The organism is Actinoallomurus spadix, from assembly GCF_024055725.1.
GTDB classification, from domain to species: Bacteria; Actinomycetota; Actinomycetes; order Streptosporangiales; family Streptosporangiaceae; genus Actinoallomurus; species Actinoallomurus spadix.
In genome coordinates, this window is record NZ_JAMXMX010000007.1 from 296824 (window position 1) to 310654 (window position 13831).

The window sequence follows — 13831 nt, forward strand, 5'->3', positions numbered from 1 at the left end:
TCAGTTCTTCTCCTCAGCGGGGAGCTCGCCCTCGGTCAGGTACTTCTTCAGCTCGTCGAGTTCGAAGAGCGAGAGGAGGTCCTCGCGCATCGGCGACATCTCCTGGCGTTTCAGCTCGACGACGCCGTCGCGGAGGGAGCAGACCAGGTTGATTTTGCGCCAGTCGGCGGACATCTTCGGGTAGTCGTCACGGGTGTGGCCGCCACGGCTCTCCTGGCGTTCGAGGGCGGCGCGCGCGACGCACTCAGAGACGATCATCATGTTGCGCAGGTCGAGCGCGAGGTGCCAGCCGGGGTGGTAGGCGGGGCCGCGGTCCTCCGTGACCGTCGCGCCGGCCGAGGGGGCGACGGCGACGTTCCCGACCCGGTCGCGGAGCTTGCCGAGGGCCTCGATGGCCTGCTCCAGCTCGTCCTCGCGGCGGATGATGCCGACGAGGTCGTTCATGGTCTGCTGGAGCTCCTGGTGGACCGCGTAGGGGTTCTCCCCGGTGTCCCGCTGGTACGGCTCCATGGCCTCGGCCACCGCGGCCTCGACCTCGGCGTCCGGCACCGACACGGTGGTCGCGGAGGCGTACTCGGCGGCGCCCAGCCCGGCGCGGCGGCCGAAGACCAGGAGGTCGGACAGGGAGTTGCCGCCGAGGCGGTTGGAACCGTGCATGCCGCCGGACACCTCGCCGGCCGCGAACAGGCCGGGCACCGACGCGGCCGCGGTGTCGGGGTCGACCTCGACGCCGCCCATGACGTAGTGGCAGGTCGGGCCGACCTCCATCGGCTCGGCCGTGATGTCGACGTCGGCGAGCTCCTTGAACTGGTGGTGCATCGACGGCAGCCGCTTGATGATCTGTTCCGGCTTGAGCCGTGAGGCGATGTCGAGGAAGACGCCGCCGTGGGGGGATCCGCGGCCGGCCTTGACCTCGGAGTTGATCGCGCGGGCGACCTCGTCACGGGGCAGCAGTTCGGGCGGGCGCCGGTTGTTGTCCGGGTCGTCGTACCAGCGGTCGGCCTCTTCCTCGGACGTGGCGTACTTGTCCTTGAAGACGTCCGGGATGTAGTCGAACATGAAGCGCTTGCCGTCGGAGTTCTTCAGCACACCGCCGTCGCCGCGTACGGACTCGGTGACGAGGATGCCCTTGACCGACGGCGGCCAGACCATGCCGGTCGGGTGGAACTGCACGAACTCCATGTTGATCAGCGACGCGCCGGCGAGCAGGGCGAGCGCGTGGCCGTCGCCGGTGTACTCCCAGGAGTTGGAGGTCACCTTGAAGGACTTGCCGATGCCGCCGGTGGCCAGCACGACGGCGGGCGCTTCGAAGACGACGAACTTGCCGGTCTCGCGGATGTAGCCGAAGGCGCCGCAGATGCGGCCCTGCTCGTCCTTGAGGAGCCGGGTGATCGTCGTCTCGGCGAAGACCTTCAGCCGGGCGTCGTAGTCGCCGAATTCGGCGTGGTCCTCCTGCTGGAGCGCGACGATCTTCTGCTGGCAGGTACGGATCAGCTCGAGGCCGGTACGGTCGCCGACGTGCGCGAGGCGGGGGTACTCGTGGCCGCCGAAGTTGCGCTGGCTGATCTTGCCGTCCTTGGTGCGGTCGAACAGCGCGCCCCAGGCCTCCAGCTCCCAGATGCGGTCGGGGGCCTCCTTGGCGTGCAGCTCGGCCATCCGCCAGCTGTTGAGGAACTTCCCGCCGCGCATGGTGTCGCGGAAGTGGACCTGCCAGTTGTCGTTGGGATTGGCGTTGCCCATGGCCGCCGCCGCGCCGCCCTCGGCCATGACCGTGTGGGCCTTGCCGAACAGCGACTTGGAGATGATCGCGGTCTTCTTGCCCTGCAGCCGCGCCTCGATCGCGGCGCGCAGTCCGGCGCCGCCGGCGCCGATGACGACGACGTCGTACCGCAGCCTCTCGATGTCAGTCACTTGTGGTCGTCCTTAGTTGAAGAGCCGCAGGTCGGAGAATGAGCCGTGCGCGACGAGCGCGACGTACGCGTCGGTCAGCGCGAGCGTGCCGAGGGTGATCAGGGCGAACTGCCCGTGCCGGGTGTTCAGCCTGCTGATCTGCGTCCAGAGCCAGTAGCGGACGGGGTGTTTGGAGAAGCTCTTCAGGCGCCCGCCCATGACGTGCCGGCACGAGTGGCAGGACAGGGTGTAGCCCCACAGCAGGATCACGTTGACCCACAGGATGATGGTGCCGAGCCCGATGCCGAAGCCGCCGTCCTCGCCGTGGAAGGCGTTGATGGCGTCCCAGGTGTTGACGATGGAGATGAGCGCCGCGATCACCCAGAAGTAGCGGTGGGCGTTCTGCAGGATGAGCGGGAATCGCGTCTCTCCGGAGTAGCGGCCAGGGGTCTTGCGGACGGGGCTCTTGTCGGGCACCGCGCACGCCGACGGGGTGAGCCAGAACGACCGGTAGTACGCCTTGCGGTAGTAATAGCAGGTCAGCCGAAACCCGAGCAGGAACGGCAGTGAGATGAGGGCGTACGGGATGAAGAACGGCAGATGGTCGGGGACGAACCTGCCGAAGTCCGCGGCGTCGGCGGGGCACGCCTTGCTGACGCACGGGGAGTAGAACGGCGTCAGGTAGTGATATTTCTCGACCCAGAAACTGCTGCCCATCATCGAGCGCACGGTCGCGTAGATCACCCAGGCCGTGAACACGATGAACGTGGTCAGGGGGTAGCTCCACCAGCGGTCCGTTCGTAGGGTGCGCGCCGGGATCCGGGCCCGATCCTTGGCCGGCGCGTCCACCGTCGTCTGCGTCATCCGGAGTCTCCATCGAAGGCACATCGCCTGGGAGGCCGCCTATACTCCAGCCTCCTCTGCGGGGCGCTCCACGTTATTAGGGAGTTGTCACGAGCAAGATACGAGGCGCGGTCGCCGCATGTGAAAAAGGCCACTTACTGACGAGTAACCACGCTATTTTTGCGGTAATTGTGGCAGAAATCGGCATTTGCTAACTATGTTACCTAATGAGCGCTTGGTCCGCTAGTGTCCGATTGCTTTCTTCTGAGACCGCCTAAGATTGCGACTCCTGGGACTCGGCGGACGGGAGTGAGGAGATGGGACAGCGGTCACGGTCGAGCTTCGGCCCGGGTGCGTACGTCGTGCGGTACGCCTGGTGGAGCCCGCTCGTGCCGACCATCGTCGGCGCGGTGCTCGTCGCCGGGTTCGTCATCGGGGAGCTGCGCCGCCCGGCGAACGCACGCTGGCGGCCCGCCGCGCACCCGGGGATCGACGACTGGGTCAACTTCGGCGCCCGCTGCCTGATGCCCCTCGCCGGGCTCGGGCTGTTCGTCCTCGCGGTCGTCTACCTGAGCCGCGTCGTACGGGGACGGGTGGCGTTCGCGGTCGCGCGCAAGGGCGTCTACTGGTGCCCTTCGGGCGTCAAGGGGGAGTGGTTCTCCTGGGACGATGTCGCGGCGATCGAGTTCCACGCGGCCGAGGGCGGCTCGACCGGTCACGGGGCCGTCGCCCTGCGCGGGTACGCCCCGCCGGATGAGGAGCGGCCGCGCCTGGTCTCCACGCGCCTCGGCGGCTGGCGGATCGGCCGGCGCCGCCTGCTCAGGGCACTGCGCGAGTTCGCCCCGCACGTCGAAGTGATCCGCTGAGGCGGGCGTTTCCGGCCCCGCCCCGGGCGGATTCGCCTACCGGCCCCGCCCCGGGCGGATTCGCCTTCTGGGGCCGGCGTTCAGTCGAGTCGCGTGACGCCCGGCGGGAGGGCGGCGCCGGCCTCGGCGTCGCGCAGGAAACCGAGCAGGGTCTCCCGGAACGCCCGCGCGGCGTGCGTCGGATCGACGTCCTTGCGGTGGGCCAGCGCGATCGTGCGCTGCAGGCCGGGCGGGGCCAGGGGGGTGCCCACCAGTCCGGGCCGCCCGGCGAGCACCATCGACGGCACGACGGCCGAGCCCATCCCGGCCTCGACGAACCGCAGGACGGCGTCCATCTCCCCGCCCTCGACCGCGAACCGCGGCTCGAACCCCGCCTGCCGGCACGCCGCCTGGGTCGCCTCCCGCAGGTCGTAGCCCCGGCGGAACATCACCAGGGGCCGCGAGCGCAGGTCCTCGATCCGCAGTGTGGAACGCTCCGGCGCGTCCGCGTGCGAGGAGACGACGACGAGGTCCTCTCGCAGGATCGGCGTCGTCTCCAGAGCCGGGTCGGTGCTCTGCAGCGGCAGGATGATGAGGGCCAGGTCGAGCTGGCCGCGGGCGAGGTCGCGGACGAGGTCGCGGGAGCCGCCCTCCTCGACGCGCAGCTCGATGCCGGGGTAGCGCGTGCGGAAGCGCATCAGCGCGTCGGCCAGCAGCCCGGCGAACAGTGACGGGGTCGCGCCGAGCCGTACGCGCCCGCGCCGCAGGCCGGTCAGGTCCTGAATCTCCCGCCGGGCGGTATCGACGTCGGCGAGGATGCGCCGCGCGAGGGGCAGCAGCGCCTCGCCGGCGGGCGTCAGCGTGATGTTGCCCCGCGCGCGGCTGAACAACGGGGCGCCCAGCTCCGCCTCCAGCGTCCTGATCTGCTTGGACAGGGAGGGCTGGGCGACGCGCAGGGTCTCCGCCGCTTGTGTGAAGTGCCTCACCTCGGCCACGGCGACGAAGTACGAAAGCTGCTGCAACTGCACCTCTATAGCCTAAGGCTATGGAAACGAGCGTCATCATGTCTTGGACGTAACCGTGGAAACGGACATAACTTCCGCCATGTGTCGTCCGTGTCTCGTTCCACGCCGGTGGCCACCCGCCCTCGCCCCAAGACGCCCTCGCCGGCGGCCGGTCCGCTGAAGCGGTACCGCTCCTCCGTCGGCAAGAAGGCCGTCATGGCCGTGACCGGCGCCATCCTCGTCCTGTTCCTCATCGCCCACGCGATCGGAAACCTCAAGGTCTTCCTGGGCCGGGAGGACTTCGACCACTACTCGCACTGGCTGCGGTCGGTCGGTGAGCCCGCGATCCCGCATCGCACGTTCCTGACCGCCATGGAGGTCGTCCTCACCGTCGCCGTGCTCCTGCACATCTGGGCGGCGATCTCTCTCGCGCGCCAGGCGCGGCAGGCCCGCCCGGTCCGGTACGCCGCGCGGCCGAAGGCGCATGAGAACCGGTACGCCACGCACGTCATGCGGTACGGCGGGATCGTCGTCCTGCTGTTCGTCATCTGGCACCTGCTGGACCTGACCTTCGGCGCGGTCAACCCGAAGGGCGGGGACGCCCAGCCGTACGACAAGGTCATCGCGGACTTCGACCCGTCCCGCTGGTACATCACGCTCTTCTACGTCGTCGCCGTCATCCTCGTGGGCCTGCACCTGCGGCACGGCCTGTTCAGTGCCGTCCAGACGCTGGGCTGGGGCCGGCAGCGCCGGTACCCCGCCGTGCGGCTGGCCGCCGACGTCGTCGCGGCGCTGCTGGTCATCGGCTTCGTGTCCGTCCCCGTCATGGTCACGATCGGAGTGCTGAACTAGTCATGACCGAACTGTTCACCGAGGGCGCCCCGGTCGAGGACACCAAGGCGCCGGACGGACCGATCAACGAGCGCTGGGACAAGCGCCGCTTCGGCGGCAAGCTGGTCAACCCCGCCAACCGGCGCAAACTGTCGGTCATCGTCGTCGGCACCGGCCTGGCCGGCGGCTCGGCCGCTGCGACGCTGGGCGAGCTGGGCTACCAGGTCAAGTCCTTCTGCTACCAGGACAGCCCGCGGCGCGCGCACAGCATCGCGGCGCAGGGCGGCATCAACGCCGCGAAGAACTACCGCAACGACGGCGACAGCATCCAGCGCCTGTTCTACGACACGGTCAAGGGCGGCGACTACCGCTCCCGCGAGTCGAACGTCTACCGCCTCGCCCAGGTCAGCGTCGAGATCATCGACCAGTGTGTGGCGCAGGGCGTGCCGTTCGCCCGTGACTACGGCGGCCTCCTCGACACCCGGTCGTTCGGCGGCGTCCAGGTCTCCCGGACCTTCTACGCCCGCGGTCAGACGGGCCAGCAGTTGCTGCTCGGCGCGTACCAGGCCCTCGAGCGGCAGATCGCGGCCGGCACGGTGGAGATGTTCTCCCGGCACGAGATGCTCGAGCTGATCGTCGTCGACGGCGTGGCGCGCGGCATCGTCGCCCGCGACATGATCACCGGCGAGATCGAGACGCACCTCGCCGACGCGGTCGTGCTGGCCTCCGGCGGATACGGCAACGTCTTCTTCCTGTCGACCAACGCCAAGGGCTGCAACGTCACGGCGACCTGGCGGGCGCACCGCAAGGGCGCGCTGTTCGCCAACCCCTGCTACACGCAGATCCACCCGACCTGCATCCCGCAGAGCGGCGAGCACCAGTCCAAGCTGACCCTGATGTCGGAGTCGCTGCGCAACGACGGCCGGGTCTGGGTGCCGGTGAAGAAGGGCGACACCCGTAAGCCGGCCGACATCCCCGAGGACGAGCGCGACTACTACCTGGAGCGCATCTACCCGTCCTTCGGCAACCTGGTCCCGCGTGACATCGCCTCCCGCGCCGCCAAGAACGTCTGCGACGAGGGCCGCGGCGTCGGCCCCGGCGGCCTGGGCGTCTACCTGGACTTCGCGGACGCGATCCAGCGGCTGGGCCGGGACGCGGTCGCCGCCAAGTACGGCAACCTCTTCGAGATGTACGAGCGCATCACCGGCGAGGACCCGTTCGAGGTGCCGATGCGCATCTACCCGGCGGTGCACTACACGATGGGCGGCCTGTGGGTCGACTACGACCTGCAGTCCACGATCCCGGGCCTGTTCGTGATCGGTGAGGCGAATTTCTCCGACCACGGCGCCAACCGCCTCGGCGCGTCCGCGCTGATGCAGGGCCTGGCCGACGGCTACTTCGTGCTGCCGAACACCATCAGCGACTACCTCGCCAAGGGCCCGTTCGAGAAGATCGACGAGGACCACGAGGCCGTCGTCGAGGCCCGCGAGGCGGTGAAGGGCCGCATCGAGAAACTGCTGTCGATCGACGGCGACCGTACGCCCGACTCCTTCCACCGCGAGCTCGGCGCGCTGATGTGGGAGTACTGCGGGATGGAGCGCACGGACGCGGGTCTGCGCAAGGCGATCGACCGGATCCGTGAGCTGCGCGAGGAGTTCTGGACCCGCGTCAAGGTCCCCGGCGAGAACGAGGAGCTCAACCAGAACCTGGAGAAGGCAGGCCGCATCGCCGACTTCTTCGAGCTGGCCGAGCTGATGTGCATCGACGCCCTGCACCGTGAGGAGTCCTGCGGCGGCCACTTCCGCGCCGAGTCGCAGACCCCCGACGGCGAGGCGCTGCGCGACGACGAGAGGTTCGCGTACGTGGCGGCGTGGGAGTACACCGGCGGCGCTCCCGTCCTCCACAAGGAGGCCCTCGAGTACGAGTACGTCAAGATGACCCAGAGGTCGTACAAGTAATGAAGCTCACGCTGAAGATCTGGCGGCAGAAGAACGCCGCCGACGAGGGCCGCATGGTCTCGTACGAGATCGACGACGTCTCGCCGGACATGTCGTTCCTGGAGATGCTCGACGTCCTCAACGAGCGGCTGATCCTTGATGGCGAGGACCCGGTCGCGTTCGACCACGACTGCCGTGAGGGCATCTGCGGCATGTGCTCGCTGGTCATCGACGGCACGCCGCACGGGCCGGAGAAGGCCACGACCACCTGCCAGCTCCACATGCGCAAGTTCAAGGACGGCGACGTCATCACGATCGAGCCGTGGCGGGCGCGGGCGTTCCCCGTCGTCAAGGACCTCGTGGTGGACCGGTCGGCGTTCGACCGGATCATCCAGGCGGGCGGCTACGTCAGCGCGCCGACCGGCTCGGCGCCCGAGGCGGCGGCCATCCCGGTGCCGAAGGAGGACGCGAACAAGGCGTTCGACGCGGCGACCTGCATCGGCTGCGGGGCCTGCGTCGCGGCCTGCCCGAACGCCTCCGCGATGCTGTTCACCGCCGCGAAGATCACCCATCTCGGCCTGCTGCCGCAGGGCCAGCCCGAGCGGTACGACCGGGTGGTCAAGATGGTGGACCAGATGGACGCCGAGGGCTTCGGCGGCTGCACGAACACCGGTGAGTGCACCGCGGTGTGCCCGAAGGGCATCCCGTTCGAGACCATCTCCCGCCTCAACGCCGACCTGCTCAAGGCCTCCCGAGGCTGAACCCCGCACGCCGCGCGTGACCGGACTTCACGGCCCGGATGGAAGGTACGTCCCCCCTTCCGTCCGGGCCGTGAGCATGTCAGGGGCCATGTTGGTAGGTATATTTCAATACCGAAACGGTCGACGTAAAGATCTACCAAGACGTGGCCGCATTACGCCAAGCTAGGGCCGATCCCCGTACGATCCCGGAGGTGGACGGCCCGATGACCGTGAAAAAGAGCCGCTGGCTCATCTCCTTGACCGCGGTGGCGCTCGCCGCCTCCGCCTGCGGTGGCGGCGGCGGTGGCGGGAGCAAGTCGAAGGTCTTCACCTTCGCCAACACCGAGCCCGAGCACCTGATCCCCGGCAACACCAACGACTCGTACGGCCTCAACGTGGACAGCGCCCTGTTCGACACGTTGATGACGCTCGACGCGAACGGCAAGCCGGTGCCGCAGGAGGCGGCGTCGGTCGACTCGTCAGACCAGAAGGTCTGGACGATCAAGATCAAGCCGGGTCTTACGTTCCACAACGGCGAGCCGGTGACCGCCCAGAGCTACGCCGACGCCTGGAACCACACCGCGAACGGCGCCAACGGCTGGGGCAACAACTACTACTTCTCCGCCATCGACGGCTACGCCGACCTCAACCCGGACAAGGGCAAGCCCAAGGTCGACACGCTCAAGGGCCTCAAGGTCGTCGACCCGCAGACACTGCAGGTGACGCTGTCGCAGCCGTTCAGCCAGTTCCCGTACATCCTGTCGTTCCTCGGCACCGCGCCGATGCCCAAGGCGGCCTTCGGCGACCTGAAGGCGTACGAGGAGAAGCCGATCGGCAACGGTCCGTTCATGATGGACGGCGCGTGGGAGCACAATCGGCAGATCAAGACGAAGAAGTTCGCCGGCTACAAGGGCCCGCGCCCGGCCAAGGCCGACGGGGTGGTCTTCAAGACGTACGCCAGCCGTGACGCCGCCTACACGGACCTGCGGGCGGGCAGGGTCGACTTCGACACCCAGATCCCCGCGGCGCAGGTGCCCCAGGCGAAGCGCCTGCTCGGGAAGCGATACCTCAGCGTGCCCAGCGGAACGATGGACTTCCTGGAGTTCCCGCTCTACGACGACCGGTTCGCCAACGCGGACCTGCGCAAGGCGATCTCGATGGCGATCGACCGGCAGTCGATCGTGAACGCCGTCTTCAACGGCGCCTACAAGCCGACCGGCTCGCTGCTCGCGCCGATCGTGCCGGGCTACCGGGCCGACGCGTGCGGGCAGGCCTGCACCTACAACCCGACGGCGGCCAAGCAGCTGTTCGACAAGGCCGGCGGGTTCAAGGGCACGCTGCACCTGATGTTCTCCAACGCCGACCCGACGTACGAGCAGTGGATGACCGACGTGGCCAACCAGCTCAAGCAGAACCTCGGCATCACGGACATCACCTTCGACAAGATCCAGGCGTCGGACTACATCTCCAAGCTGGTCGACCACAAGGCGACCGGCCCGTACCGCAGCAACTGGACGATGGACTACCCGAGCCCGGAGGACTACCTCACGCCCCGGTGTGCCAAGCCGACCCGCAGCGGGTACGACGGCGCCGCGTGCGAGACGCTGATCATGAAGGGCAACGGGGCGAGCACGCCGGAGGAGGGCCGGAAGTACTACCAGCAGGCCGAGGACCTCGTGCTCAAGGACATGCCGATCACTCCGCTGTGGAACTGGCAGGACCAGGCCGGCTACTCCGGTCACATCGGTGACGTGCACGTCGACCCGTACGTCCAGACGCTGGTCCACCTTGACCAGGTGACGGTCAAGTAGCGTGTGGCGTTTCGTCCTCCGGCGCCTGCTGCAGATGGTGCCGGTGCTCATCGGCACCACCTTCCTGATCTACGTGGCGGTGTTCGCGTTGCCCGGGGACCCGATCCGGGCCCTGGGCGGCGACAAGCCGATGCCGCCGTCGGTCTACGAGGCGCTCCGGCACCACTACCACCTCGACGAGCCGCTGATCACGCAGTACGGCCGGTACCTCCTCGGCCTCGCCCGCGGGGACTTCGGTGAGACCCTGAACGGCCAGTCCGTCGCGAGCCTGATGGCGACGGGCTGGACCGTCACGGTCCAGCTGGCCCTCACCGCGTGGATCTTCGAGTTGGTCGTCGGCATCGCGCTCGGCGTGCTCGCCGGTCTGCGCAAGGGCGGGATCATCGACTCGCTGGTGCTGAGCGGCACGACCTTCATCATCGCCATCCCGGCCTTCGTGCTGGCCTACTCGGCCCAGCTGATCTTCGGGCTGAAGCTCGGCTGGTTCCCGACGGCCGGGACCGATGACGGCTGGCCGTACAGCTACCTGCTGCCGGGCGTCATCCTCGGCTCGCTCAGCCTCGCCTACATCGCCCGGCTGACGCGGACGAGTCTGGTGGAGAACATGCGCGCCGACTACGTGCGCACCGCCCTGGCCAAGGGGCTGCCGCGGCGGCGGATCATCCTCCGGCACACGCTGCGCAACTCGCTGATCCCGGTCGTCACCTATCTGGGCGTCGACCTGGGGAACCTGCTCGCCGGCGCGATCGTCATCGAGGGCATCTTCAACCTGCCCGGCATCGGCCAGCAGATCTTCCAGGCCGTGCAGATCAAGGACGGGCCGACCGTCGTGGGCATCTCCACCTTCCTGGTGCTGATCTTCCTGCTGGCCAACCTGGTGGTCGACATCCTGTACGGCGCCCTGGACCCGAGGATCCGCTATGAGTGAGCCGATCACCACGACGGACACCCTCGCCGTCGCCCAGACCGGGTCGGAGGTCTCCGGGGCGTCCGCGTCGCTGTGGAGTGACGCGTGGCGGGCCCTGCGCCGCCGGGTGGTCTTCTGGCTTTCGGTGGCCATCCTCCTCTTCATGGGCCTGCTCGCGGTGTTCCCCTCGCTGTTCACCGACCGCGGCGTCAACGACCGGTGCGACGTGCGGTTCGCCAAGCACACGCCGTCCTCGTGGAACCCGTTCGGGGCCGGGGGTCACCCGTTCGGCTTCGACACCCACGGCTGCGACTACTGGGCGCAGATCGTGCACGGCGCCCGCGCCCCGATGATCGTGGGCTTCGTCGTGACCGGGATCGCGCTGACCCTGTCGATCACGCTGGGCTCGCTGTCGGGCTACTTCGGCCGCTGGCTGGACGCGCTGATCTCCCGGATCACCGATATCTTCTTCGGCCTGCCGCTCGTCCTCGGCGCGCTCGTGATCCTCACGGCCTTCCCCGACCACGGGGTGTGGACGATGTCGCTCGTGCTGGGCGTGCTGTGGTGGCCGACGATGACCCGGCTGATGCGCGGTCAGGTGCTGTCGGTCCGGGACGCGGACTACGTCCAGGCCGCCCGGATGCTCGGCGCCGGTGACCTGCGCATCATGGTCCGGCACATCCTGCCGAACGCCGTCGCGCCCGTCTTCGTCTATGCGATGCTGAACGTCGGCGTGGTGATCGGGTACGAGGCGACGCTCGACTACCTCGGCGTCGGCCTGCAGTACCCCACGGTCTCCTGGGGGCTGCAGCTCAGCCAGGCGCAGGACGTCTTCACCGACCACCCGTACCTCCTGATCTATCCCGCGGTGCTCCTGACCGCGACCGTGCTGAGCTTCCTGCTGCTCGGCGACGCCGTGCGCGACGCCCTGGACCCGAAACTCCGATGACGAACACAACCGACCCCGCTCCGGGGACACCCCTGCTGCAGGTCGAGGACCTGCGCGTCGAGTTCCGCATGCGCGGCTCGACGGTGAACGCCGTCAACGGGCTCTCCTACACGCTCGCCGAGGGGGAGACCCTCGCGATCCTGGGGGAGTCCGGGTCCGGCAAGAGCGTCAGCGCGCAGGCCGTGATGGGCATCCTCGACACCCCGCCCGCGTACGTCACGGGCGGCGCCGTGCGGTTCCGGGGCACCGAGCTGCTCGGCCTGCCGGAGAAGAAGCGCCGGACCTACCGCGGCGCGCACATCGCGATGATCTTCCAGGACGCCCTGTCGGCGCTGAACCCGGTGCACCGGGTCGGCGACCAGATCGCCGAGATGCTGCTCGTGCACCGGGGCATGTCCCGCGGCGACGCGCGCAAGCGAGCGATCGAGCTGATGGAGCGGGTCCGGATCCCCTCGGCGGGCTCCCGCGCGAACGACTACCCGCACCAGTTCTCCGGCGGCATGCGCCAGCGCGTCATGATCGCGATGGCGCTGGCCCTGGAACCGGACGTGCTCATCGCCGACGAGCCCACGACGGCCCTCGACGTCACCGTCCAGGCGCAGATCATGAAGCTGCTGCGTGACCTGCAGGACGAGATGGCGATGGGGCTGATCCTCATCACCCACGACCTCGGTGTGGTCGCCGACGTCGCCGACCGCATCGTCGTGATGTACGCCGGGCGCGTCGTCGAGCAGGCCGAGGTCAGGGAGCTGTACGCCCGGCCCGCGCACCCGTACACCGAGGGCCTGCTGGCGTCCGTGCCGCGTGTCGATGTACGGGACCGGGCGCTGACCCCGATCAAGGGGTCGCCGCCGAACCTCGCGGCGATCCCATCCGGCTGCCCGTTCCACCCGCGCTGCCCGAGGGCGCGGGAGGAGCGCTGCCCCGACGAGGTGCCCGCGCTGCGCGACGTGACCGGCACCGGGCACGGGAGCGCCTGCCACTACGCGGAGGAGGTGCTCGGTGGCTGACGAGATCCTGCAGGTCGAGAACCTGGTCAAGCACTTCCCGCTCACCCAGGGGATCGTGTTCAAGCGCCAGGTGGGCCAGGTCAAGGCGGTCGACGGCGTCTCTTTCGGGCTGCGCAAGGGCGAGACGCTCGGCCTGGTCGGGGAGTCCGGCTGCGGCAAGAGCACGCTCGCCAAGCTGCTCATGGCCCTCGAACGCCCCACCTCCGGCTCGGTGCGCTTCGAGGACCAGGACGTGTTCGCGCTGTCCCGTGCGGAGCTGCGGCGGCTGCGGCGCCGGGTGCAGATGGTCCTGCAGGACCCCTACACCTCGCTGAACCCGCGCATGACGGTCGGTGACATCGTCGGCGAGCCGTTCGCGATCCACGGAGACCCCGAGGGCGGGCGGCGCCGGCGCGTGCGGGAGTTGCTGGAGGTCGTCGGCCTCGACCCCGACCACGTGAACCGCTACCCGCACCAGTTCTCCGGCGGGCAGCGGCAGCGGATCGGCATCGCCCGCGCGCTCGCGCTGCGGCCCGATGTGATCATCTGCGACGAGCCGGTCTCCGCGCTGGACGTCTCGGTGCAGGCGCAGGTCATGAACCTCCTGGCCGACCTGCAGAAGGAGTTCGGCCTGTCGTACGTCTTCATCGCGCACGACCTGGCCGTCGTCCGGCACATCTCCGACCGGGTCGCGGTGATGTACCTCGGAAAGATCGTCGAGCTCGGTGACGAGGAGCAGATCTACGACCACCCGACGCACCCGTACACGCAGGCGCTTCTGTCGGCCGTGCCGGTGCCGGACCCGACGCGGCAGGGGACCCCGATCGTGCTCGAGGGCGACGTCCCGAGCCCGACGAACCCGCCGTCCGGCTGCCGGTTCCGCACGCGCTGCTGGAAGGCGCGGGACGTCTGTGCCACCGACGAACCGCTCTTGCAGGTGCGGGCCCCGGGCGGCGCCGGGGACGGCGAGGACGGCGGGACGTCGGGCTCGCCGCACCCGAGCGCGTGTCACTTCGCCGACGAGAAAATCGTTCGCGGCTGATCTCGCGCTCTGGGTAGCGTCGAGGGATCTGCCGTCTCTCGAA

The 13831-nt window shown here is 68.9% G+C and carries 12 protein-coding genes; 9 read left to right on the forward strand and 3 right to left on the reverse strand.

The window, feature by feature from the left end; all coding sequences use genetic code 11:
• Positions 1–1911: a fumarate reductase/succinate dehydrogenase flavoprotein subunit gene (locus NE235_RS12985; protein ID WP_252802283.1), complete on the reverse strand. Its 1911-nt coding sequence runs from the start codon at positions 1909–1911 to the stop codon at positions 1–3.
• A gap of 12 nt (positions 1912–1923) precedes the next feature.
• A complete protein-coding gene (locus NE235_RS12990; RefSeq protein ID WP_252802291.1) occupies positions 1924–2754 on the reverse strand; it encodes a hypothetical protein in 831 nt (276 codons plus the stop codon).
• Positions 2755–3050: 296 nt separating this feature from the next.
• Between NE235_RS12990 and NE235_RS12995 the strand changes: the two genes are divergently transcribed.
• A complete protein-coding gene (locus tag NE235_RS12995) occupies positions 3051–3599 on the forward strand; it encodes a hypothetical protein (RefSeq protein WP_252802293.1) in 549 nt (182 codons plus the stop codon).
• 80 nt (positions 3600–3679) lie between these two features.
• Here NE235_RS12995 and NE235_RS13000 read toward each other — a convergent pair whose 3' ends face one another.
• Positions 3680–4606, reverse strand: a complete 927-nt coding sequence (locus NE235_RS13000) for a LysR substrate-binding domain-containing protein (protein ID WP_252802295.1) — start codon at positions 4604–4606, stop codon at positions 3680–3682.
• An 87-nt stretch (positions 4607–4693) separates the two neighbouring features.
• On the opposite strand from NE235_RS13000, the gene NE235_RS13005 reads away from it, so the two are divergent.
• The 8 genes from NE235_RS13005 to NE235_RS13040 all read left to right on the forward strand — a co-directional run bounded on the left by NE235_RS13005 (position 4694) and on the right by NE235_RS13040 (position 13788).
• The gene (locus tag NE235_RS13005; protein WP_252802297.1) at positions 4694–5434 is read left to right on the forward strand and encodes a succinate dehydrogenase cytochrome b subunit; all 741 of its coding nucleotides are present in this window, start codon (positions 4694–4696) and stop codon (positions 5432–5434) included.
• A gap of 2 nt (positions 5435–5436) precedes the next feature.
• Positions 5437–7371, forward strand: coding sequence for a fumarate reductase/succinate dehydrogenase flavoprotein subunit (locus NE235_RS13010; protein ID WP_252802299.1), 1935 nt, complete (start codon positions 5437–5439; stop codon positions 7369–7371).
• Complete coding sequence (locus NE235_RS13015) at positions 7371–8111, forward strand: succinate dehydrogenase/fumarate reductase iron-sulfur subunit (protein WP_252802301.1); 741 nt, start codon at positions 7371–7373, stop codon at positions 8109–8111. Before NE235_RS13010 ends, NE235_RS13015 begins: the two co-directional genes overlap by 1 nt.
• 203 nt (positions 8112–8314) lie before the next feature.
• Complete coding sequence (locus NE235_RS13020) at positions 8315–9901, forward strand: peptide ABC transporter substrate-binding protein (RefSeq protein ID WP_252802303.1); 1587 nt, start codon at positions 8315–8317, stop codon at positions 9899–9901.
• A 1-nt stretch (position 9902) separates the two neighbouring features.
• Positions 9903–10829, forward strand: a complete 927-nt coding sequence (locus NE235_RS13025) for an ABC transporter permease (protein WP_252802305.1) — start codon at positions 9903–9905, stop codon at positions 10827–10829.
• Positions 10822–11757 carry an ABC transporter permease gene (locus tag NE235_RS13030; RefSeq protein WP_252802307.1) on the forward strand — a complete coding sequence of 312 codons (936 nt, stop codon included), beginning with the start codon at positions 10822–10824 and terminating at the stop codon, positions 11755–11757. The genes NE235_RS13025 and NE235_RS13030 overlap by 8 nt, the downstream gene beginning before the upstream one ends.
• The gene (locus NE235_RS13035) at positions 11754–12767 is read left to right on the forward strand and encodes an ABC transporter ATP-binding protein (RefSeq protein WP_252802309.1); all 1014 of its coding nucleotides are present in this window, start codon (positions 11754–11756) and stop codon (positions 12765–12767) included. Before NE235_RS13030 ends, NE235_RS13035 begins: the two co-directional genes overlap by 4 nt.
• On the forward strand, positions 12760–13788 hold the full coding sequence (locus NE235_RS13040) for an ABC transporter ATP-binding protein (RefSeq protein WP_308206066.1): 1029 nt from the start codon (positions 12760–12762) through the stop codon (positions 13786–13788). Before NE235_RS13035 ends, NE235_RS13040 begins: the two co-directional genes overlap by 8 nt.
• Positions 13789–13831: the final 43 nt, after the last annotated feature.